The following is a 22106-nucleotide window of genomic DNA, read 5'->3' on the forward strand; positions in this document are numbered from 1 at the left end:
TGGACCCGCGAGCCGCTTGCCGCTTCGCCGCCCACCGCGGCTCGACATCTCGTGCAAGGCTGGTTTCCGGGCTTGGCGAGCGGTCTTTTCAACCCTGGTCGCGACACCTTCCCGGGCTCCTCCGCCCAGTGGTCCTTGTCGCGCCTCTCAGCCTCTACCGTTGCGGGGGCAGCGCCGGCTTTGGCCCCTTGCAGGACCGCACCGGCTTCCCAATTCTCCGCTGTCGCCAGCGGCACCTTGCGAGGCTGAATTGATCACAGTGCGGCGGGCGGGATTGTCTGTTTGCGACATGTCGCAAAGCGGAACAGACAGCGGCCCCGTAAGCAGCCTCATTCGCGCAGAAAGCGGGATTTTGCCGGTTGCCAAACGAAAACGCGGCGCTTAACGATTGGGCAACTTACTCGTTGGGGTGTCCCGGGAAACCGGGGCTGAGAGGCCGCAAGGCTAACCCATCGAACCTGATCCGGTTCATACCGGCGGAGGGAACGGGTGGTCTGATCGTGTCTCTGGTGGCCCGTTGTGGCCTGCCCGGGCACCAGTCTCCCCAAATCTTTTCGCCGGTCATTGGGGGCATGATGACGGCGATAGCTTTGACCATAGCGGGGTCTGATTCCGGCGGCGGCGCAGGGATCCAGGCCGATCTCAAGAGCTTTGCGGCGATGCGCGTTTACGGCGCCAGCGTGATCACTGCGATCACGGCCCAGAACACAAGGGCGGTGACCGCGGTGATGGCACTGCCGCCCCGGATGGTGCGGGCGCAGCTGGAGGCGGTGTTCGATGATCTTGCCGTGGGCGCGGTGAAGATCGGGATGCTCGGGGATCCGGAACTGGTCGCGACCGTGGCGGCGGCGCTGAAGGGGCGCGATCTGGCTCTGGTGGTTGATCCGGTGATGGTGGCAAAATCCGGTGACCGGTTGCTCGCAGCCGAGGCTGTCGCAGCACTGCGCGAGGCGCTTTTGCCGCTCGCGACGGTTTTGACCCCGAACCTGCCCGAAGCGGCCGATCTACTGGGCGAGGCCCCGGCCAGCAGCCATGAGGCACAGGAAATGCAGGGGCGCGCGCTCCTGGCGCTTGGGCCGGCCTGGGTGCTGATGAAAGGCGGTCATGCCGCAGGGGAAGAGTGTCGCGATCTGCTGATCGGCCCTGAGACGCATGTGTTCACGGCAGAACGCCAGCAGACCAAAAATACGCATGGCACAGGATGCAGCTATGCCGCAGCGATTGCGGCGGGGCTGGCGCAGGGGATGGCTGTCCCCGATGCGGTGGCGCGGGCGCATTGCTGGCTCCAGGGGGCGATCCAGGCGGCGGATGCGCTGCAAATCGGTTCCGGCCATGGGCCGGTGCATCATTTCCACGCGCTCTGGCCGCAATCATGAGCCGCGTCCATATCCTCGGGGCCGGTGTCATGGGCCTTGTGATGGCCAGCGAGCTTGCCGCGCGCGGTCATGCGGTCACGATCTCGGACCCGGCCGGCGGCTCCGGGCCGCAGGCCTGTTCCTGGTGGGCCGGTGGAATGCTGGCGCCATATTGCGAGGCGGAATCGGCAGAGGAACCGGTTGAACGGCTCGGGAGCGGTGCGGCCGCCTGGTGGCAATCCCATACCGGGCTGGTCACCGGGGCCGGGACGCTGGTTCTGGCCGACCCGCGTGACCGGGGCGATCTGGCGCGCTTTGCGCGGCTGACCAAAGGGCACCAGGCCATTGGCGGGGACGGGATCGCGCAGCTTGAGCCCGATCTGGCAGGCCGTTTCCGCGAGGGGCTGTTCTTCAGAACCGAAGCGCATCTCGCCCCGCGCGCGGCACTTGGCGAACTGGCCCGCCGGCTCGCGGCCCGGGGGATCGTGGTGACGCCCGGGCCGTCAGAGGCGCCGGTTACCATCGACTGCCGGGGGCTCGCAGCGCGCGACAGCCTCAGCGATCTGCGCGGTGTGCGCGGTGAGATGCTGCTGATCCGCTGCGAGGGCGTGAGCCTTTCGCGCCCGGTCCGCCTGCTGCATCCGCGTATCCCGCTTTACATCGTGCCGCGCGGCGACGGGCATTTCATGCTTGGCGCCACGATGATCGAAAGCGGATGGCGCGGGCCGGTCACGCTGCGGTCGATGATGGAACTGATGGCGGCGGCCTGGACGATCCATCCCGGTTTTGGTGAGGCCGAGCTGGTCGCGACCGGTTCTGACGCGCGCCCCGCTTTCCCCGACAATCTGCCCCGGATCCGGCGCCGGGGGGATGTGATCTTTGCCAATGGTCTCTACCGCCACGGGTTCCTCCTCTCGCCCGCCTGCGCACGGATGGTGGCGGAACATCTCGAGACCGGCGCGCAGCCCGAGTTCATGGATGAGGTGAGGATATGAGAGTTTTCGTGAATGGAGAGGCAAGGCAGACCGGGGCGACAACCCTGGCCGCTTTGCTGGAGGAACAGGGCTTTGGCCCGGCGGTGGCGACTGCGGTGAATGAGGTCTTCATCGCCAAAGCCGCGCGGGCGGCAACAGAAATACAAGAGGGCGACCGGGTCGAGGTTCTCGCCGCCATGCAGGGGGGCTGAGATGCCGGTATTCTACGGGACTGCTGTTGAAAGCGCGCTGATGCTGGGCACGGCGCAATATCCCTCGCCGAAGATCCTGGAAGAAGCGTTTCGCAGCTCTGAGGCCGGGATCGCCACGGTCTCTTTGCGCCGTGAAGAGAGAGGTGGCGGTGACTTCCGCGCGCTTGTGGCAGATCTTGGCGCGAAGATCCTGCCCAATACCGCCGGCTGCCATACGGTGAAAGAGGCCGTGACCACGGCCCATATGGCGCGTGAGCTGTTCGCAACCGACTGGATCAAGCTCGAGGTGATCGGCCATACCGATACGCTGCAGCCCGATGTATTCGGCCTTGTTGAAGCCGCCCGCATCCTGATTGCCGACGGGTTTAAGGTCTTTCCCTATACGACCGAGGATCCTGGCGTCTGTGCGCGGCTGGTCGAGGCCGGCTGTGAGGTGCTGATGCCCTGGGGGGCGCCGATCGGCTCGGGGCGGGGTCTGATGAACGAATATGGGCTGCGCGTGCTGCGGGCAGAGTTTCCCGATCAGGTTCTGGTGGTCGATGCCGGGATCGGGCTGCCCTCCCATGCGGCGCGGGCGATGGAGCTGGGCTTTGATGCGGTGCTTCTGAATACGGCGGTGGCGAAGGCCGGCGATCCGGCGCGGATGGCCGGGGCCATGGCCGGGGCGATCCGGGCGGGCAGGATGGCATATCTCGCGCAGCCGATGGAGCCACGCGATATGGCCGCGCCCTCGACACCCGTGCTGGGGAGGGCGTTTCTCGCATGACCCTGCCACGCTTTTACCCGATCTTCGACTCCGCTGCCTGGCTTGCACGGATGCTGCCGCTTGGGGTCCGGCTGGTGCAGCTGCGGGTCAAGGATCGCAGCGAGGACGAGACGCGTCTTGAGATCCGCGCAGCGCAGGCTTTGTGCCGCGCGCATCAGGCGATCCTTGTGGTCAATGATCACTGGCAGATCGCAATTGAAGAGGGCTGTGACTGGATCCATCTCGGGCAGGAGGATCTTGAGACCGCCGATCTGGAAGCGATCCGGCGGGCCGGGCTGCGGCTCGGTATCTCGACCCATGACGAGGCGGAACTGGCGCGCGCGCTGGCGCTGGGCCCGGATTACATCGCACTGGGGCCGGTCTGGCCAACGATCCTGAAACAGATGAAATGGCATCAGCAGGGGGTGGAAAAGCTCACCGACTGGAAAGCGCGGATCGGGGATATCCCGCTGGTGGCGATCGGCGGGCTGACGCCTGCGCGCGCGCCGGAGGCCTTTGCCGCCGGAGCGGATCTGGTCTCGGTGGTGACCGATATCACGCTGAACCCCGACCCCGAGGCACAGGTGCGGCACTGGCTCGGGGTGACGGCATGAGCCGCTATGCCCGCCAGACCCTGCTGCCCGGGATCGGTGCCGGGGGGCAGGCGGCTTTCGCCCAGGCGCATCTGCTGGTTGTGGGGGCCGGGGGGCTGGGCGTGCCGGCGCTGCAATATCTGGCCGGAGCCGGCGTCGGGCGTATCACCGTGATCGACCCGGACCGGGCCGAGGAAAGCAACCTGCACCGCCAGCCGCTTTATGCAGGCGGGATCGGCGCGCCGAAGGCCGCACTTGTCGCAAATGCACTGCGGCTGTTGAACCCTGACTGTCAGGTGACGGCTCTGGTGGCGCATTGCGATCCTGAAAATGCGCCCGACCTGGTGGCAGAGGCCGATCTGATCCTCGATTGCGCCGACAGTTTCGCAGCCAGCTATCTGCTCTCCGACCTGTGCCACCGCGCCGGGAAGCCACTGATATCGGCCTCGGCGCTGGGGTTTTCGGGCTATGTCGGCGGGTTTTGTGGCGGCGCGCCTTCGCTCAGGGCAGTGTTCCCGGATCTGCCTGAAACCCTTGCGACCTGCGCCAGTGCCGGCGTGCTTGGTCCGGTGGTGGGGATGCTCGGCACGCTCATGGCGCAGATGGCGCTGGCGCATCTGGCGGGGATCACGCCATCGCCGCTTGGCCAGCTGATCCGCTTTGACATGGCGGGCTGGCGGTTCAGCAGCTTTCGCTTTGACACCGCACCCGAGCCGGAGACGGCTTTCCCTTTCATCGCCAGGGCGGCGATCCGCCCCGGCGATTATGTGATCGACCTGCGCGACCGCGCCGAGGCGCCGCTTGGCGTCACCCCGGATGCCCATCGCTTCGCGCCTGACCAGATCACGGGGGCCAGGCCTGCGCCAGATGAGCGCATCGTTCTGGCCTGCCGCTCCGGCCTCCGGGCCTGGCGCGCGGCGGCGCAGCTCCACCCGAATTTCCCCAATGAGATCGCGCTGATCGCCGATCCGCCCCAGACGGAGACCGAGATATGACCCGTTTCGCCCTGGCCCTGCTGGCCGGTATCGCGCTGGCCGCTGTCGCGCTGACCGGGCCCGCCCGGGCAGAGGACCGTATGACCCTGATCCTCGACTGGTATGTGAACCCCGACCATGGGCCGGTGATCATCGCCCGGGAAAAGGGTTTTTTCAAAGAGCAGGGGCTTGAGGTCGAGATCATCGCGCCTGCCGACCCGACGGAGCCTCCGAAACTGGTCGCGGCGGGCCAGGCCGATCTGGCGGTCTCCTATCAGCCGCAGCTGCATCTCCAGGTCCATGAAGGGCTGCCGCTGGTGCGCGTCGGCACCCTGATTGCCACGCCGCTCAATTGCCTCATGGTGGCGGCAGACGGGCCGGTGCAGAGCCTTGGCGATCTGAAGGGAAAGCGGATCGGCTATTCGGTTTCGGGCGTCGAATCGGCTTTGCTGTCGGGAATGCTGGCCAGCGCCGGACTGACGGCGGGGGAGGTCGAACTGGTCAATGTGAACTGGTCGCTGACGCCCGCGCTTCTGACCGGCCAGGTTGATGCGGTCATCGGGGCGTTTCGCAATTTCGAACTGACGCAGATGCGGCTGGCGGGCGGCGACGGGCGCTGTTTCTACCCCGAAGAGGCCGGGATCCCCGCTTATGATGAGCTGATCTTTGTGGCCCGTAGCGGGTTTGACCGGGACCGCGTGACCCGCTTCCTGACCGCGATCGAGCGCGCGACGGCCTATATGATCAACCATCCCGATGCCGCATTCGAGGCCTTTGCCGCCACCGCGCCGGATCTGTCCGACCCGCTCAACACCGAAGCATGGGCGGCTACATTGCCGCGTTTCGCCCATTCTCCGGCGGCGCTGGATCATGGGCGCTATGCCAGGTTCGAAGCGTTTTTGCAGCAATCGGGTCTGACAGACAGCATCCTGCCGGTCTCGCGCCTGGCGGTTGATCCGGGGGCAGCGGAATGAGCCTTCCTGATTACGGATCCGGATTTGCTGCCCTGCGTACCGCCTGTCCCGAGGACTGGCACGCCTATACGCGGCACGCGTTTCTCGACGCGCTGCAGGATGGCTCGCTGCCGCGTTCGGATTTTCTCAGCTATCTGCGCCAGGACTATGTTTTCCTGATCCATTTCGCCCGCGCCTGGTCGCTTGCAGTGGTCAAGGCCGGGAGCCTGGCCGAGATGCAGGCGGCCAGCGCGACGGTCCACGGACTTCTTCATCACGAGATGGCGCTGCATATCCGGCTCTGCGCGGCAGCCGGGATATCGGCGGCAGATCTTGCCGCCACCGAAGAGGCGACCGGCAATCTGGCCTATACCCGCTATGTGCTGGATGCCGGGCTGAGCGGCGATTTCCTCGATCTGCTGGCCGCGCTGCTGCCCTGCGTGCTGGGCTATGGCGAGATCGGCGCGCGGCTGATCGCAACCGCTGGTGAAACGCCCTATCGCGACTGGATCGGGACCTATGGCGGCGAGACCTATCAGCAAATCTGCCGCGAGGCGGGGGCGCTTTTTGACATGGCCCTCCGCGACCGGCTGGGCGAGGCCGCGCAGACCCTGCCGCGCTGGCGCCAGCTCGAGCGTCATTTCCGTGTTGCGACGCGGCTTGAGGCCGGGTTCTGGCGCGCGGGCCTCGCGTGATGCGGCTTTCGGGCGAGGCCTGGATCGGCCCCGAGCGCCTTTTCCCGCCCTTGCGGCTGGCGCTTGCGGCGGGCGAATGGTTGGTATTGCTTGGCCCGTCGGGCGTGGGCAAGACCACGCTTTTGCGGCTGATCGGCGGGCTGCCGGTCGCGGCGGAGTTTCGCGGTCAGATCACCGGCCATATGCCGGTCGCGCTGATGGCGCAGGATCCGGGGCTGATGCCCTGGGCCACGGTGGCGGCGAATATCACGCTGGGCGCAACACTGCGCCGCGAGACGCCGGACCGCGCGCGGCTCGCTTCGGTGCTGGACCAGACCGGCCTTGCCCCCCATGCGGCAAAGCGTCCGGCTGAGCTTTCGGGCGGGCAGCGGCAGCGGGTGGCACTGGCAAGGGTCTTGATGGAGGACCGGCCGCTGGTGCTGCTGGATGAGCCGTTTTCGGCGTTGGATATCGGGCTGAGGCTCAGGATGCAGGATCTCGCGGCGAGCCTGTTGCGCGGGCGGACGGTGATGATGATCAGCCATGACCCGGTCGAGGCTGCGCGGCTCGCGGACCGGATCCTTCTGATGACGCCGGCGGGTCTTGAGGAAATCACAGCCCCCGCCGGCAAGGCCCCGCGCGCAAGCGACGCGCCAGAGGTACAGGGTGCCGCGGCTGCGCTGACCCGGCAGCTGGTGGCGCTGGCATGATCCGGGTTTCTGTCACGGTTCTGGTGCTGCTGGCGCTCTGGCAGGGGGTGATCCTGGCCAGCGGCCTGCCGCCCTTTCTGCTGCCGTCGCCGGGGGCGGTGGCCCGGGCGCTCTGGACCCATCAGGGGGTTCTCGCGGTGGCATTCCTGAAAACCCTGACCGAGACGCTTGCGGGTTTCGCTCTGGGCGCGGTGATCGGGATCGGGCTCGCGCTGCAAATGGCGGCCTCGGCGCGGCTCCGGCGCTGGTTTGGCCCGGTGGTGGTGGTCTCGCAAACCATCCCGATTTTCGCGCTGGCGCCGATCCTGACGCTCTGGCTGGGATATGGCATGGCGCCGAAACTTGCGGTGGTGGCGCTGGTGACATTTTTCCCGGTCGCAAGCGCCTTTCATGACGGGCTGACCCGCGTGCCCCAGGCGCGGCTGGATCTGGCGCGGGTGATGGGGGCGGGGCGATGGGCGATGCTGATCCGCATCCGGATGCCTTCGGCGCTGCCGGATCTGGCCACGGGGCTGCGGCTTGCCGCTGTGCTGGCGCCGGTGGGGGCGGTGATCGGCGAATGGGTCGGCGGATCCGAGGGGCTTGGTGCGGTCATGCTGCATGCGAATGGCCGGATGCGGATCGACCTTGTCTTTGCAAGCCTCGCGCTGGTCGTCGTACTTTCGCTGGGCTTTCAGCGCCTGGTCGCCGGGCAGCTTGCCGCCCGGCTGGAGCGATATGCCGGCTGAGTGCTCCGCCGCTTACTCGACCGTCACCGATTTCGCGAGATTCCTCGGCTGGTCCACATCGGTGCCTTTCGCAATCGCGGTATGATAGGCCAGCAGCTGCGCGGGCACCGCATAGAGGATCGGCGCCCATACCGGGTCGACTTCGGGCAGCGTCAGCTGCGCCCAGGTGCCCTGTCCGGCATGGGCAATGCCCGCCGCATCCGAGAGCAAAAGCACCTTGCCATGCCGCGCCATCACCTCTTGCATATTCGACACCGTCTTGTCGAAGAGCGGGTCCGAGGGCGCCATGACGATCACCGGCACATTGGCGTCGATCAGCGCGATGGGCCCGTGTTTCAGCTCGCCCGATGCATAACCTTCGGCGTGTATGTAGCTGATTTCCTTGAGCTTAAGCGCACCTTCCAGCGCCATCGGATACATCGGCCCGCGCCCGAGGAAGAGGATGTCGCGCGCCTTTGCCAGCTCATTCGACACCGCCGCGATCTGGTCTGACAGCGCCAGCGCCGCATTCAGGAGGCCCGGCATATTGCGCAGGCTGACGATGCGCGCGGTCAGCTCCTCGCCCGTGATCCGGCCCCGGTCAGCGGCGGCCTTCAGCGCCATCAGCGCCAGCACCATCAGCTGGCAGGAAAACGCTTTCGTCGAGGCGACGCCGATCTCGGCGCCCGCAAGGATCGGCAGCACCAGATCGCTTTCGCGCGCGATGGACGAGGTCGGCACATTCACGACCGAGACCACCTGCGCCACCTTTTCCTTCACATAGCGCAAGGCGGCCAGGGTATCGGCGGTCTCGCCCGACTGGCTGACAAACAGCGCCATCGAGCGGTCAGAAAGCACCGGCTCGCGGTAGCGGAATTCGGAGGCGACGTCGATTTCCGCCGGGATGCCGGCGATCTGTTCGAACCAGTATTTCGCGACATGGGTGGCGTAGCTTGCCGTACCGCAGGCCACCATCACCACCCGGTCGATACCCGTGAAATCGAGACCCTCAGGCAGGTTCAGCGCCGGGCTGGCGCTTGATCCGGTATAATGGCGCAAGGCATCGGCCAGCACGACCGGCTGTTCGGCGATTTCCTTGGCCATGAAATGCTTGTAGCCGCCCTTTTCCACCCGGGTGGCGCCCAGCTGGATGCGGGTCTCGGCCCGGTTGGCGCGGCGGCCTGCGGCGTCGAAAATCTCGGCGCCCTTACGGGTCAGAACCGCCCAGTCGCCCTCTTCGAGATAGGTGATGCGGTCGGTCATCGGCGCCAGCGCAATCGCATCCGATCCGACAAACATCTCGCCCTCGCCGCGCCCGATGGCGAGCGGGCTGCCCTTGCGGGCGCAGATGATCAGATCATCCTCGCCCTCAAACAGCATACAAAGCGCGAAGGCGCCCTCCAGCCGGGGCAGGGTCTCACGCGCGGCCTCGATGGGGGTTGCGCCCTTGTCCATGCTGCGTTTCAGCAGCAGCGCGACCGTTTCGGTATCGGTCTCGGATTCCTGGACATAGCCATCCGCCGCCAGCTCGCTGCGCAGCGCACGGAAATTCTCGATAATGCCGTTATGGACCACCGCCACACCGCCCGCACGGTGGGGATGCGCATTCACCACCGTCGCGGCGCCATGCGTCGCCCAGCGGGTATGGCCGATGCCGGATTTCCCCGCCAGCGGCTCATGCACCAGCAGATCCGAAAGGTTGACCAGCTTGCCCACCGCGCGGCGGCGGTCCAGCCGCCCGCTGTTCACCGTGGCGATCCCGGCGGAATCGTAGCCGCGATATTCCAGCCGCTTCAGCCCCTCGACCAGCAGCGGCGCCACTTCGTTATTGCCCAGAACACCAACAATGCCACACATGGGATTATCCTTTGCTCTTCGCGGCTTTGATCGCGCGAAGTTTTTCCATCAGTTTCAGGGCGAGACCGGGCTTGCTGACCTGTTTCGCGCGGCCCAGAGCCACGGCGCCGGCGGGCACGTCTTCGGTGATCACCGAGCCCGATCCGGTCAGCGCGTCATCGCCCACCGTAACCGGCGCGACCAGCATCGTGTCCGATCCGATAAAGGCGCGTTTGCCGATCCGGGTGCGATGTTTCATTACGCCGTCGTAATTGCAGGTGACGGTGCCTGCGCCGATATTGGTGAACTCGCCCACATCGGCATCGCCGATATAGGTCAGATGCCCGACCTTGACGCCTTCATCGAGGATGGCGTTTTTGATTTCGACGAAATTGCCGATATGGACATCTTCCGCCAGTTCGGCGCCCGGGCGCAGGCGTGCAAACGGCCCGACATCGGCCCCGCGCGAGACATGGCAGCCCTCAAGATGGCAAAAGCCCTTGATTTCCGCGCCGGATTCGATGGTGACACCGGGGCCGAACAGCACATTCGGGCCGATGATCGCATCGCGGCCAATGATGGTATCGAGCGCGAAGAACACGGTCTCGGGCGCGGTGAGCGTAACGCCGGTCTCCAGCGCCTCTGCCCTTGCACGGGCCTGGAAGGCGGCTTCGGCTGCGGCCAGCTGCGCGCGGGTATTGACGCCGAGCGTCTCGGCCTCGTCGCAGACAACGACGGTGGCGGTAAGGCCTTTCGAGCGTGCGATCCCCACGACATCAGTAAGGTAATATTCGCCGCTGGCATTCGCATTGCCGATTTCCGCGATCAGCGCGAAGAGGTCTTTCGCCGAGGCGCAGATCACACCCGAATTGCACAGGGTGACCGCGCGTTCGGCCTCGTTCGCGTCCTTATATTCGACGATCCGCTCGAGGCTGTCGCCTTCGGTGATCAGGCGGCCATAGCGGCCTGGATCTGCGGCCTGGAAGCCGAGCACCACCACGGCATTCCTGGCCCGCGCCTCAAGCATCGCCTCGAGCGTTTCCGCGCGGATGAAGGGGGTGTCGCCGTAAAGCACGATCACATCGCCCGGCTGGCCTTCAAGGGCTGCCCGGGCCTGGTCGACCGCATGGCCGGTGCCTTTCTGTTCTTCCTGGCGGGTGATCACCACATCAGGGTCGAATTTCAGTGCCGATGCTGCGACCTCATCGCCGCCATGTCCCACCACGACGATGGTCGCGACCGGAGAAAGCGTGGCCCCGGCGGCCATCGCATGATGCAAAAGAGGTGCCGCCGCGACCTTATGCAGGACCTTCGGAAGATCCGAATTCATGCGCGAGCCCTGGCCTGCCGCCAGGATGATGAGCGAGACCTGCATTCTGCCCCTTCCTTTTGTGTTGAGGCCGTTCTACCGAAGCCGGGCAGGGCCGCCAAGGGGGGCGGCGGTCACAGAGGATTGCGGCATGTTGCAAGATCAGCCTTCGCCCGGGAAAGCGCCGGACAGGGCCCGCAGGCATGGAACTCGTGACGATGGCGCCTGTGTGGTCTTTGACCTTGACGGAACCCTCGCCGATACCAGTGCCGATCTGCTGGCGGCGGCCAATGCCTGTTTCACGGAAATGGGGGAAGGTGCGCCGCTGACATCAGCCGACAGCCTGACGGCGTTTCATGGCGGGCGGGCGATGCTGCGGCTCGGGTTCGGGCGGCTGGGGCAGGTGGTGCCGGAAGGCGCGGAGATGGAGCGGCTCTATCCCGAGCTCTTGCGCCATTACCGTGCCGCGATTGCGGTGCAGACGCGGATGTATCCCGGCGCGGTCGAGACGGTGGAGGCGCTGCGCGCGGCCGGCTATAAGGTTTCGGTCTGCACGAATAAGCCCTTTGCGCTGGCAGAAGAGCTTCTGCGCCAGCTTGGGGTGCGCGATCTGTTCGGCGCGCTGGTGGGGGCGGATACATTGCCGGTGCGAAAGCCCGATCCGGCACCCTATCATCTGGCGGTGGAACAGGCCGGCGGGGTGGTGGCGCGCTCGCTGCTGATCGGGGATACCGAGACCGATCTGAAAACCTCGCGCGCGGTGGGTGTGCCCTCGGTTCTGGTGACATTCGGGCCGGAGGGCGAGGGGATCGCGCGGCTGGCGCCGGATGCGTTGCTTCATCGCTATGAGGATCTGCCGGGGATCGTCTCGCGGCTGATCGGGTAGAGGGGGCCAGCCCCCTCGCGGCTCTGCCGCTCACCCCCGGGATATTTCGAGACAGAAAATGATACTGCCGGGGAGGGGAGGCGCTTTGCTCATGCCGCCCCGGATGCGGCTTGCATGTCCGGGACGTTGGATGGTCTGATTTCCGGGATGGGACGAGGATGTGGTTGTTTCGCCCGGCCGCGCGGTCGCAGACTGCCTTTCAGACAGCAAAAGGCCCGGCGCGGGGGCCGGGCCTTTGTTTCGTGAAAGGTTTTGCACTCAGGCGGGGATCGCCATGCCTTTGCCGCGGGCGAGGTCGCGCATTTTTGCCTGCAGTTTCTCGAAGGCGCGGACCTCGATCTGGCGGATGCGTTCGCGCGAGACGCCGTAGCTTTCCGACAATTCCTCAAGCGTGACCGGCTCATCGGCGAGGCGGCGCTGCATCAGGATGTCTTTCTCGCGGTCATTCAGAACCGACATGGCCTCAGACAGCATCTCGCGGCGGGTGTCGAGCTCATCCTTTTCGGCATAGTCGCCGGCCTGATCGCTGTCTTCATCCTCGAGCCAGTCCTGCCATTGCGTGGCACCTTCGCCATCGCCGCCGATCTGGGCATTCAGCGAGGCGTCTGACCCCGAGAGGCGGCGGTTCATCTGAACCACCTCATCTTCGCTGACAGAGAGATCCTTCGCGATCTGGGCGAGGTTCTCGGGGCGCAGATCGCCCTCTTCCAGCGCGCCGACCTTGGCCTTGGCCTTGCGCAGGTTGAAGAACAGCTTTTTCTGCGCCGAGGTGGTGCCCATTTTCACAAGGCTCCAGGACCGCAGGATATATTCCTGGATCGAGGCGCGGATCCACCACATCGCATAGGTTGCCAGCCGGAAGCCTTTCTCCGGGTCGAAGCGTTTGACCGCCTGCATCAGGCCGACATTGGCCTCGGAGATCACTTCGGCCTGCGGCAGGCCATAGCCGCGATAGCCCATGGCGATCTTGGCGGCGAGCCGCAGATGCGAGGTCACCAGCTGATGCGCCGATTTACTGTCCTGGCGTTCCGTCCAGGCCTTGGCCAGCATATATTCCTGCTCGGGTTCGAGGAGCGGGAATTTGCGGATTTCCTGGAGATAGCGGTTCAGGCCCTGTTCCGGGCTCGGTGCGGGAAGGTTGGTATAGGTGCTCATGCATTTGCCCCCTGTTTTCTCTTCCGGTGCCATCAGCCCCCGGAGGATGATTTGACTTATGATCCAGGGATCCTCCTTACAAGGGAGCGATCTGTGGAAGATGAACGTGAGATGGGGCGTTTGGATCCCGATAAAAAGAATTGTGTCGATCGGTTCACGGGAATGTCAGGGTGCCGGCGGGGGATGGCGTCGCGTGGCGCGCCGGGCCAGAACCAGGGGCAGAAAATCCCGGCAAACAGGGAAGGAACCGTCAGAGTGGAAAAGCCGCGCATGTCAAAGGTGATGCTGCCCGCACGTGAGCCGGGGGTGGCGCTGGAAGTCGTTGTGGCGCGGCCATCGCGGCCCGGGCCGTATCCGGTGATGGTGTTCAACCATGGCTCGACCGGCAGCGGGCAGAGCCCGGCCCTGTTCCGGCGCACGGTCAGCCCTTCGGTGATCAGCAATTATTTTACGGCCCGGGGCTGGATGGCGGCCTTCCCGCAGCGGCGCGGCCGGGGGAAATCGGGAGGGCGCTACGGGGAAGGGCTTGCCGCCGATGGTTCGGGCTATTCCTGCGAGGCGGAGATCGCCCTTGCGGGGTTTGAGCGGGCGGTTGAGGATCTTGACGCGGTGATGCGCGGGCTCTCGCTCTGGCCGGATGTTGACCCCGGGCGGATGGTGACTGGCGGCGTGTCGCGCGGCGGTATCCTCGCGATTGCATTTGCCGGGATGCGGCCAGGCCTGTTTCGTGGTGCGGTCAATTTCAATGGCGGCTGGCTGGGGCGGGCCTGTCCGGCGCTGGAACAGGTCAACCCGATGCTGTTCGCGCGCGGGGCCGGCGGGGCGCATGAGACGCTCTGGCTGCATGGCACTCAGGACCAGTATTACCGCATCAGCCATTGCCGCAGCAATTTCGAGACCTTTCGCGCCGCAGGCGGGCAGGGGCGGTTTGTCGCCCTGAAGGCCGGTCATGCGGCTCTGTTCAAACCCGCGCTGTGGCAGCCGCATATGGATCTCTATCTTGAAACGGTGGTGCCAGAGTGATCCTTTCGCCGCGTCGGAGCGCCATGTTGCGCCGGTCAGGGGGCTGGCGTGACCTCGATCTCCTGGCGCAGGCTGCCATCCTGGTTGAAGATCAGGATGCGGCCCGCGCCGGTGACAACCCCGATCCAGTCCGGGCCGGGCACCACCGAGGCCGCGACCTCGCCCGCAGGCAGCAGCAAGGCGGCGGGCAGGGGCGCTGTCGCCGCAGGCGTATCGGATAAAGGCGCGCGCAGGCGCGTGACAAGCAGCAGGGTCACGGTTATGACACCCGCGATCATGCTCAGCATCAGCACGATCACCAGCGCCTTCAGGAAACGCAGCGAGGGCGGCAGCGCAATTTCTTCCGCATTCTCCTTCGGGGCCTGAGCCATGACTGAACCTTTCACACCTGAATCTTTCCTCGACGACGACGATCATGCCAGTATGGCCCCGGAAGGCCCGGCTCAGGGCGGGCTGATCACCGTCACCCTCGGCCCGGATGCCGCGCCGCGCCTTGATAAGGCGCTCAGCGCCGCTGTGCCAGAGGAAGCGGCATTGTCGCGCTCAAGGCTCGCGCGTCTGATCGAGGCCGGCGCGGTGAGCCGCGCCGGGGTGGTGGTCACCGATCAGAAGGCGAAGACGGCATCAGGCGAGGTCTGGGAGATCCGTATTGGCCCGGCCGAGCCAGTGGAAACCCTTGCCGAAGCGATTCCGCTGACGGTGATCTGGGAAGATGACGATCTGATCGTGATCGACAAGCCGGCAGGGATGGTGGTGCATCCGGCGCCGGGCACGCCTTCGGGCACCCTGGTCAATGCGCTTTTGCATTATTGCGGCGACACTATTTCCGGCATCGGCGGCGAGCGCCGCCCCGGCATCGTGCACCGGATCGACAAAGAAACCTCGGGGCTGATTGTCGCGGCGAAATCCGACCGGGCGCATCACGGGCTCGCGGCGCAGTTCGAGGCCCATACGGTCACCCGCCATTACCTCGCGATCTGCAACGGCGTACCGGAAGGGTCCGACCCGCGGCTGCGCGGCACGCGCGGTGTCAGTTTTGAGCCCGGCGGCGTGATCCGGATCGCGACGAACCTCGCGCGACATCGCACTGACCGTCAGAAACAGGCGGTGACCTGGCCGCCAGAGGGACGCCATGCCGTAACCCGGGCCCGGGTGGTCGAGGGATTTGCGGGCCAGGCGGCCCTGGTCGAATGCTGGCTCGAGACCGGGCGCACGCATCAGATCCGCGTGCATCTGACCTGGGCGGGCCATGGGCTGATCGGCGATCCGACCTATGGCGGGCGGCGTAAACTGTCGGAAAAACTGCTGGGCGAGGCCGCGCTGAGTGCCGCCGCCTTTCCGCGCCAGGCGCTGCATGCGGCAAGCCTTGGCTTCAGCCATCCGGTGACGGGCGAGCGGCTGGAGTTCCGCTCCGACCTGCCCGAAGATATGGCGGCACTGCTCGGGGCAATGCGTGCGGCGGGGGCGCCCGGCTGAGGGCGGCTTCGCGCCCCGAAAAAACCGGCTGTGCGGGGGAGGATGCTATTCCTCTTTCCAATCAGGATTGCGGCGATTAGAAACAGGAAATTCCGGTTTCTTTCAGGTTTTGCGCCTGAGGCCTTCTCCCGGCCAGAGACTGACGCTTTGGCGCAGTATATGCGGCAAGAGCAGACTGACCGGGGCAAGTGGAACGCGGATCGAACCTCTGCGGCCGGACCCGTTCCTGTCGTCAGATCACCGGCGGGACGCCCCCGCAAACGCGAGGACAGATGCGCACCATTACCACGACCGAAGAGCTTGCGTCATTTTGCGCAGCGGCCAAATCAGCCCCCTATGTCACCATCGACACCGAATTCCTGCGCGAGCGCACCTATTGGTCAAAGCTCTGCCTGATTCAGATGGCGCTTCCGGGCAAGGACGGCGACGCGGTTCTTGTTGATCCGATCATCGGCGAAGAGATGTCGATGGAGCCGCTTTATGACCTCTTCCGCCATGAGGCGACGGTGAAGGTCTTCCATGCGGCGCGCCAGGATCTTGAGATCTTTTTCGTCGAAGGCGGTGTCTTCCCGGTGCCGCTGTTCGATACGCAAATCGCTGCCATGGTCTGCGGTTTCGGCGAGCAGGTCGGCTATGAAACGCTGGTCAGGAAAATTGCGCGGGCCAATCTGGACAAGACCTCGCGGTTCACCGACTGGTCGCGCCGGCCTTTGTCCGAGGCACAGAAGGAATATGCCCTGGCCGATGTCACCCATCTGAGGGTGATCTATGAATGGCTTGCGGCGCAATTGCAGAAAAACGGCCGCGCCCCCTGGGTCGAGGAAGAGCTGGCGGTGCTGACCGATCCGGCCACCTATACGGTGCATCCTGATGAGGCCTGGAAGCGGATCAAGACCCGCACCTCATCCGGGCGGTTCCTGGCCATTGTGCGCGAACTGGCGAAATTCCGCGAAAGCTGGTCGCAGGGCCAGAACGTGCCGCGCTCGCGGGTGATGAAGGATGATGCGCTGCTGGAACTCGCCTCGACTCGGCCGACCTCGATGGAGGAACTCGGGCGCTCGCGGCTCCTGCTGCGCGAGGGCAGAAAGCCCGAGATCGCCGAGGGCATCCTCGCCGCGATCCAGGCCGGAATGGAAGCGCGGACCGAAGATCTGCCCAGGGTGGTGCAGCAACCCGATCAGCCGCAGACCAATGCGGCGCTGGCGGATCTGTTGCGGGTGCTGCTGAAAGCGAAATCCGAACAGCTGGGCGTGGCGCCCCGGCTGATCGCAGCCGCATCGGATCTGGATGCAATTGCCGCGGGTAAGCGCGATGTCGAAGCGCTGAAAGGCTGGCGCGGCGAGGTTTTCGGTGATGAGGCACTGCGCCTGTGCAAAGGCGAGATCGCCCTGACCGCCAGAGGCACGGAAATCCGTACGATCCGGATCTGAGCAATCTTCTGCAAGCTTTGTTAGCTGGCTTACGAAGAAGGGGGGGCTGTCTGCCCCCCGGTCCGCTGCGCGGCCCTCCCCCCGAGGATATTTAAGGACAGAAAATCAAGACTCTCTTCGCGGGAGGTGGCTATTTTCTGTCTCTAAATATCCCCGGGGGCGGCCGAAGGCCGTGGGGGCAGGCAGCCCCCATCCTCCGTTCAGCGACCAGCGGAACGGGCATCATTCGCGCCCTGCACCACAATCTTGCGCACATTGGCCAGTTTGATATTCGACAGGTGCAGCGCCACCGTCACTTCACGTGAGCGTTGTGTATTGACGGGCTGCGTCTCGAAGGGGGGCGCAATACGGAAATCAAGCACGAGAACACCTTCCGGCGTTACCGGTTGCGGCACAAGGGATGCCTCCCACCAGCCCTGGGTCGGCGTCAGCCCCGTCGCCCGGACGATCGCGCCCGAGGAGACCTGCTCGATCTTCATATCAAGCACCGTCTGGACCCGCTCGCGCTTGTCCTGAGGTGTCTCTTCAATCACCACCTTTTCCGCAGGCTCTGATGTCCCGAACCAGTTGAACGGGTTCAGCCGGCTGTCTCTCATTCCGCCACAGGCGGCTAGCGTCAGCAAAAGGCAAACAGCGGTCGCTTTGCGGATCATCCGTCACTCTCCATCATCCAACCCTTCGGTATCGCGAAAGTCGCGCTTTGAAAAGCCGCCGCAGCAGAACCTTGCCAGCATCCTTGCCCAATGAGCACTCTGGACCTTGCCCGCGCACGCGGCTAGGCCAGTCGGGCAGAAGGAGAACCGCCATGGCCACGCCCGCATTCGAGGAAATTGCCGAGACCCTGGAATTCCTGGACGACTGGGAAGAGCGCTATCGCCATGTCATCGAACTGGGCAAGGCGATGCCGGCGCTGGAGGCCAGTTTCCATGTTCCCGCCTATAAGGTCGAAGGCTGCGCAAGCCAGGTCTGGCTGCGCCCGCAGATCACGCCGGAGCGGTTCGATTTCCAGGGCGACTCGGATGCGATGATCGTGCGCGGGCTGATCGCGATCCTGCATGCGCTTTACGCGGGCCTCACACCGGCCGAGGTGCTCAAGGTCGATGCCCTCGCGGAATTCGCGCGGATCGGGCTGAAGGAAAACCTCTCGGCGCAGCGCTCGAACGGGCTGCGCGCCATGGTGGAACGGATCCGCCTGCTTGCCGGCAGCTGATCTGCGCCGCGTATCAGAGCGGCGCGCAGACGGCTTTGAGCCAGGCGCGGGTCGGTTCGGTGACGCGCGGCCCGATCAGCGCCAGCACCCTTGCGTGATAGTGGTCGAGCCAGGCGCGCTCCTCCGCTGACATCTGCGCCGCAAGGATCAGCCTTCGGTCAAAGGGCGCCCAGGTCAGCGTGTCGAAACAAAGCTGGTCACGGTTGTCGCCAAGGGCCGGGGCCTCTGTCACCACGATCAGGTTTTCAAGCCGGATGCCGAAAGCCCCCTCGCGGTAATAGCCCGGCTCATTCGAGAGGATCATCCCCGGCTCGAGCGGAACTTCCGAGATCCGCGAGATCCGCTGCGGCCCCTCATGTACCGAGAGAAACGCGCCGACCCCATGCCCGGTGCCGTGATTGTAATCGAGGCCGCGCATCCAGAGGAATTGCCGCGCCAGCGGGTCGAGATCGCGCCCCGAAAGCCCGCGCGGCCAGCGCGCGGTCGAGACCGCGATCATGCCGCGCAGCACTGCCGTATAGCAATCGCGCGCCTCTTGGCCCGGATCGCCGATCGCGATGGTGCGGGTGATATCGGTGGTACCGTCCTGATATTGCGCGCCGGAATCGACCAGCAGCAATTCGCCATCGCGCAAAGCGCGGTCGGTTTCTTCCGTCACCCGGTAATGGATGATCGCGCCATCGGGGCCGGCGCCGCAGATCGTGTCAAAGCTGATATCATGCAGCAGATTGGTCGCGCGGCGAAAGCTTTCCAGCGCTCCGACCACCGCGATTTCGGTCAGATCGCCGGGGGCATTGGCATCGAGCCAGCACAGAAACTCGCAAACCGCCGCACCGTCGCGCAGATGCGCTTCGGCGGTGGCGGCAATTTCGATCGCGTTCTTGCGCGCCTTCGGCAGAAGACAGGGATCGGGACCAGCGCTGACCGCAATGCCAGCCTCCTCCAGCTCAGACCAGACCGCCAGCGGTGCCGATCCCGGATCAAGCCGCACCGGGCCGGAAAGCAGGCGCAGCGCCGGCGCGAAAGCGGCGGGCGGGCGCAAGGTGACCTCAGGGCCCAAAATCGCCCGCAGCTCCGGATCAAATTTCGCGGGTTCCGCAAAGAGGCTGACGCGGCCATCGGCAAAGATCACCGCAAAAGCCTGCACCACCGGATTGCGCGGCACATCGCCGCCCCGGATGTTCAGAAGCCAACAGATCGAATCGGGCAGGGTGATCACCGCCGCCGCCTCACCGCGCGCGGCCAGCGCCGCTCCGATCCGGCGGCGCTTGTCAGCCGCGCTCTCGCCGGCCAGCGCTTCGGGATGCGCGAAGGCTGCCACACAGGGCGCGCCGGGCCGGTCGTCCCAGATCCGGTCGACCAGATTGCCACAGGGCCTGAGCGTCACAGCGCTGCCCTCAAGCGCGCGTTCCAGCCGCTGGATCTCATCGCGCGTATGCAGCCAGGGGTCAAAGCCCACCACGCCAGCTACAGCGGCGCTCCGGATCCACTCCCCGGCCTGGATTTCCGGCCAGGGAACCGGTGTGAAATGGCCCTGATCGACCTGATCCTTCACCTGGCTCCGATACCGCCCGTCGATGAAGACCCCGGCCCGATCCATCAGCGCCACACAGAACCCGGCCGATCCGGTGAATCCCGTCAGCCAGGCCAGCCGCGCATCGCAATCGGCAACATATTCGCCCTGATGCGCATCGGCGCGCGGCACGATGAAGCCCCAAAGCCCCTCCGCCGCCATCTCCCTGCGCAAAGCAGCAAGCCGCCCCGGCCCCGCTTCCGGTGAGGCCGGATTGTCAAAGCTCTGAAACATGGAAAGGCTCCATTTTCTGTCTCTAAATATCCCGGGGGAGTCCCGGAACGGGACGGGGGCAGTGCCCCCTTACCCGGTTTTCCGCATCCCCGCCCGTTTGGCAGCGCGCGGATCCTTGTCAAACAGCCCCGCCAGCTGTTCGGTCATAGCCCCCGCCAGCTGCTCGACATCGGTGATCGTGACCGCACGCTGATAATAGCGCGTCACATCATGGCCGATCCCGATCGCGATCAGCTCCACCGCACGGCGCTTTTCCACCATCGCGATCACATCGCGCAGATGTTTCTCAAGGAAGCTCGCCGGGTTCACCGACAGGGTCGAATCATCGACCGGCGCACCATCTGAGATCACCATCAGGATCCGCCGCGCCTCGGGCCGCGCCAGCATCCGGCGATGCGCCCATTCCAGGGCCTCGCCATCGATGTTTTCCTTCAGGAGCCCCTCTTTCATCATCAGGCCGAGGTTCGGGCGCACCCGCCGCCAGGGCGCATCGGCACTTTTATAGATGATATGGCGCAGATCATTCAGCCGGCCGGGCTGCTGCGGGCGGCCCTCGCCGAGCCATTTCTCACGGCTCTGGCCGCCTTTCCAGGCGCGGGTGGTAAAGCCGAGGATCTCGGTCTTGACCTGGCAGCGCTCCAGGGTGCGCGCCAGCACATCGGCGCAGATCGCCGCGATCGAGATCGGCCGGCCGCGCATCGACCCCGAATTGTCGATCAGCAGCGTCACCACCGTGTCGCGGAACTCGGTATCCTTTTCCCATTTGAACGAAAGCGGCGTGGTCGGGTTCGCCACAACCCGGGCGAGCCGCCCGGCATCCAGCACGCCTTCTTCCAGGTCAAACAGCCAGGACCGGTTCTGCTGCGCCTGCAGGCGGCGCTGCAATTTGTTTGCCAGCCGCCCCACCGCACCTTTCAGCGGGTCAAGCTGCTGATCGAGATAGGCCCGGAGCCGTTCCAGCTCCGCCGGTTCCGCCAGCTCTTCGGCGCGGATCTCTTCGTCAAACTGGGTCGTATAGACGGTATAATTCGGATCGGCATCGGAATGGGGGGCAGGGGGCGGCGGCTCCAGCGGCGCCTCGCCCTCAGGCATCTCGGTCTCATCGCCAAGCTCCATCTCGGCATTGTCGTCCATCTGGACCTGCGCCTGAGATTCGTCCTGCTGTTCTTCCTGGGACCGCTCGGGCGAGGCCTCGGCCTCCTCGCCCTGCTCCTCCTCGCCCTCCTGGTTGTCGGGGCTGTCCTGATCCTCTTCGGCCTCGTCGCCGGCCTCGTCATCATCGGGGCGATCCGGGTCATCGCCCAGCTGATCGCCATAGCCGAGATCCTGGATCACCTGGCGCGCCAGCCGCGCGAAAGCCGACTGATCCGAGAGCACCTCATCGAGGCTCCCCAGGGTGCCGCCGGCCTGTTCCTCGATAAAGCCGCGCCAGAGCGACATCACATTCTCGGCGCCGCCCGGCAATTTCCGTCCGGTGGCAAGCGCGCGCACCAGGTAGCCCGCCGCGACCGGCAAAGGTGCATCCTGGGCCGAAGCGATCTGTGAATAGCCCTTGCGATCCGCTTCCTGACCGATCTTCGCATCGATATTGGTGGCCGTGCCGGGCATCACCCGGGCGCCCATCGCCTCGCAGCGCGCGGTCTCCATCGCCTCGTAAATATCGCGGGCCAGCTGTCCGACCGGCGCATATTTCGCCGCCGTCTTCTCATCATGAAACTTGCGCCGCATCGCGAAAGCATCCGCCGTGCCACGGGCGAGCATTACCTCATCCCGCGTCATACGCCGCGAAACCTGCGGCAGCCGGACGCCATCGCGGTTCATGCCGGGCGGGTCGACCGAATAAGAGACGGTCATCTCCGGATCGTCGGCCAGCACTTTCGTGGCCTCGGCAAGGGCTTTTTTAAAAGGATCGGCAGGATTATCGGCGGGTTTGCTCATGGATGGACCCTGTCACCGGCGCGGGTGGAGATGCAAGGAAAATACCGCAGACCGGGGAGGGGGGGCTGTCTGCCCCCCGGCCCGCTGCGCGGCCCTCCCCCCGAGGATATTTAAAGACAGAAAATATGCGAAAACCTGC

22 protein-coding genes and 2 riboswitches are annotated in these 22106 nt (G+C 65.4%); of the genes, 15 read left to right on the plus strand and 7 right to left on the minus strand.

Annotation, left to right across the window (positions count from 1 at the left end; translation table 11 throughout):
* Positions 1 to 39: 39 nt before the first annotated feature.
* Positions 40 to 255: riboswitch (cobalamin riboswitch) on the minus strand.
* Positions 256 to 395: 140 nt separating this feature from the next.
* Positions 396 to 502: riboswitch (TPP riboswitch) on the plus strand.
* Between the two features lie 73 nt (positions 503 to 575).
* The 10 genes from thiD to JC607_RS13620 are packed head-to-tail and all read left to right on the plus strand — an operon-like array spanning position 576 to position 7918.
* Positions 576 to 1376 (plus strand): bifunctional hydroxymethylpyrimidine kinase/phosphomethylpyrimidine kinase, encoded by an 801-nt coding sequence (gene thiD / locus JC607_RS13575; protein ID WP_198837503.1) that lies wholly within the window; start codon positions 576 to 578, stop codon positions 1374 to 1376.
* Positions 1373 to 2350, plus strand: coding sequence for an FAD-dependent oxidoreductase (locus JC607_RS13580; RefSeq protein WP_198837462.1), 978 nt, complete (start codon positions 1373 to 1375; stop codon positions 2348 to 2350). The genes thiD and JC607_RS13580 overlap by 4 nt, the downstream gene beginning before the upstream one ends.
* On the plus strand, positions 2347 to 2541 hold the full coding sequence (thiS, locus tag JC607_RS13585) for a sulfur carrier protein ThiS (protein ID WP_198837463.1): 195 nt from the start codon (positions 2347 to 2349) through the stop codon (positions 2539 to 2541). The genes JC607_RS13580 and thiS overlap by 4 nt, the downstream gene beginning before the upstream one ends.
* 1 nt (position 2542) lies before the next feature.
* Positions 2543 to 3307 (plus strand): thiazole synthase, encoded by a 765-nt coding sequence (locus JC607_RS13590; protein WP_198837464.1) that lies wholly within the window; start codon positions 2543 to 2545, stop codon positions 3305 to 3307.
* Positions 3304 to 3900, plus strand: coding sequence for a thiamine phosphate synthase (locus tag JC607_RS13595; RefSeq protein ID WP_198837465.1), 597 nt, complete (start codon positions 3304 to 3306; stop codon positions 3898 to 3900). Before JC607_RS13590 ends, JC607_RS13595 begins: the two co-directional genes overlap by 4 nt.
* Positions 3897 to 4874 (plus strand): HesA/MoeB/ThiF family protein, encoded by a 978-nt coding sequence (locus JC607_RS13600; protein WP_198837466.1) that lies wholly within the window; start codon positions 3897 to 3899, stop codon positions 4872 to 4874. The genes JC607_RS13595 and JC607_RS13600 overlap by 4 nt, the downstream gene beginning before the upstream one ends.
* Entirely contained in the window at positions 4871 to 5827 is a 957-nt protein-coding gene (locus JC607_RS13605; RefSeq protein WP_198837467.1) for an ABC transporter substrate-binding protein, read from the plus strand. The genes JC607_RS13600 and JC607_RS13605 overlap by 4 nt, the downstream gene beginning before the upstream one ends.
* Complete coding sequence (locus tag JC607_RS13610) at positions 5824 to 6501, plus strand: TenA family protein (protein ID WP_198837468.1); 678 nt, start codon at positions 5824 to 5826, stop codon at positions 6499 to 6501. The genes JC607_RS13605 and JC607_RS13610 overlap by 4 nt, the downstream gene beginning before the upstream one ends.
* Complete coding sequence (locus JC607_RS13615) at positions 6501 to 7190, plus strand: ABC transporter ATP-binding protein (RefSeq protein WP_198837504.1); 690 nt, start codon at positions 6501 to 6503, stop codon at positions 7188 to 7190. Before JC607_RS13610 ends, JC607_RS13615 begins: the two co-directional genes overlap by 1 nt.
* Positions 7187 to 7918, plus strand: a complete 732-nt coding sequence (locus tag JC607_RS13620) for an ABC transporter permease (RefSeq protein ID WP_233092900.1) — start codon at positions 7187 to 7189, stop codon at positions 7916 to 7918. The genes JC607_RS13615 and JC607_RS13620 overlap by 4 nt, the downstream gene beginning before the upstream one ends.
* 12 nt (positions 7919 to 7930) lie before the next feature.
* Here the strand turns inward: JC607_RS13620 and glmS are convergent, their stop codons facing one another.
* Together glmS and glmU are read right to left on the minus strand one after the other, a co-directional pair.
* A complete protein-coding gene (gene glmS / locus JC607_RS13625) occupies positions 7931 to 9754 on the minus strand; it encodes a glutamine--fructose-6-phosphate transaminase (isomerizing) (protein WP_198837469.1) in 1824 nt (607 codons plus the stop codon).
* 4 nt (positions 9755 to 9758) lie between these two features.
* Positions 9759 to 11108 (minus strand): bifunctional UDP-N-acetylglucosamine diphosphorylase/glucosamine-1-phosphate N-acetyltransferase GlmU, encoded by a 1350-nt coding sequence (glmU, locus tag JC607_RS13630; protein WP_198837470.1) that lies wholly within the window; start codon positions 11106 to 11108, stop codon positions 9759 to 9761.
* A gap of 85 nt (positions 11109 to 11193) precedes the next feature.
* Here glmU and JC607_RS13635 point away from each other — a divergent pair, with 85 nt between their 5' ends.
* Entirely contained in the window at positions 11194 to 11928 is a 735-nt protein-coding gene (locus tag JC607_RS13635; RefSeq protein WP_198837471.1) for an HAD-IA family hydrolase, read from the plus strand.
* Between the two features lie 258 nt (positions 11929 to 12186).
* On the opposite strand, the gene rpoH is transcribed toward JC607_RS13635, so the two are convergent.
* Positions 12187 to 13083 carry an RNA polymerase sigma factor RpoH gene (gene rpoH, locus JC607_RS13640; protein WP_198837472.1) on the minus strand — a complete coding sequence of 299 codons (897 nt, stop codon included), beginning with the start codon at positions 13081 to 13083 and terminating at the stop codon, positions 12187 to 12189.
* A gap of 255 nt (positions 13084 to 13338) precedes the next feature.
* Here rpoH and JC607_RS13645 point away from each other — a divergent pair, with 255 nt between their 5' ends.
* Positions 13339 to 14106 carry a S9 family peptidase gene (locus tag JC607_RS13645; RefSeq protein WP_198837473.1) on the plus strand — a complete coding sequence of 256 codons (768 nt, stop codon included), beginning with the start codon at positions 13339 to 13341 and terminating at the stop codon, positions 14104 to 14106.
* Between the two features lie 35 nt (positions 14107 to 14141).
* Here JC607_RS13645 and JC607_RS13650 read toward each other — a convergent pair whose 3' ends face one another.
* Positions 14142 to 14477 (minus strand): DUF6476 family protein, encoded by a 336-nt coding sequence (locus JC607_RS13650; protein WP_198837474.1) that lies wholly within the window; start codon positions 14475 to 14477, stop codon positions 14142 to 14144.
* A gap of 52 nt (positions 14478 to 14529) precedes the next feature.
* On the opposite strand from JC607_RS13650, the gene JC607_RS13655 reads away from it, so the two are divergent.
* Positions 14530 to 15582: an RluA family pseudouridine synthase gene (locus JC607_RS13655; RefSeq protein ID WP_198837506.1), complete on the plus strand. Its 1053-nt coding sequence runs from the start codon at positions 14530 to 14532 to the stop codon at positions 15580 to 15582.
* Between the two features lie 272 nt (positions 15583 to 15854).
* Positions 15855 to 17012: a ribonuclease D gene (gene rnd, locus JC607_RS13660; protein WP_198837475.1), complete on the plus strand. Its 1158-nt coding sequence runs from the start codon at positions 15855 to 15857 to the stop codon at positions 17010 to 17012.
* A 200-nt stretch (positions 17013 to 17212) separates the two neighbouring features.
* On the opposite strand, the gene JC607_RS13665 is transcribed toward rnd, so the two are convergent.
* Positions 17213 to 17665, minus strand: a complete 453-nt coding sequence (locus JC607_RS13665) for a hypothetical protein (protein WP_198837476.1) — start codon at positions 17663 to 17665, stop codon at positions 17213 to 17215.
* 152 nt (positions 17666 to 17817) lie between these two features.
* Between JC607_RS13665 and JC607_RS13670 the strand changes: the two genes are divergently transcribed.
* Positions 17818 to 18222 (plus strand): SufE family protein, encoded by a 405-nt coding sequence (locus tag JC607_RS13670; RefSeq protein ID WP_198837477.1) that lies wholly within the window; start codon positions 17818 to 17820, stop codon positions 18220 to 18222.
* Positions 18223 to 18235: 13 nt separating this feature from the next.
* Here the strand turns inward: JC607_RS13670 and JC607_RS13675 are convergent, their stop codons facing one another.
* On the minus strand, positions 18236 to 20029 hold the full coding sequence (locus JC607_RS13675; protein ID WP_198837478.1) for an aminopeptidase P family protein: 1794 nt from the start codon (positions 20027 to 20029) through the stop codon (positions 18236 to 18238).
* Positions 20030 to 20098: 69 nt separating this feature from the next.
* On the minus strand, positions 20099 to 21967 hold the full coding sequence (cobT, locus tag JC607_RS13680; protein ID WP_198837479.1) for a cobaltochelatase subunit CobT: 1869 nt from the start codon (positions 21965 to 21967) through the stop codon (positions 20099 to 20101).
* Between the last annotated feature and the right edge of the window lie 139 nt (positions 21968 to 22106).

Source organism: Paracoccus sp. IB05 (genome assembly GCF_016405985.1).
GTDB lineage: Bacteria > Pseudomonadota > Alphaproteobacteria > Rhodobacterales > Rhodobacteraceae > Pseudogemmobacter.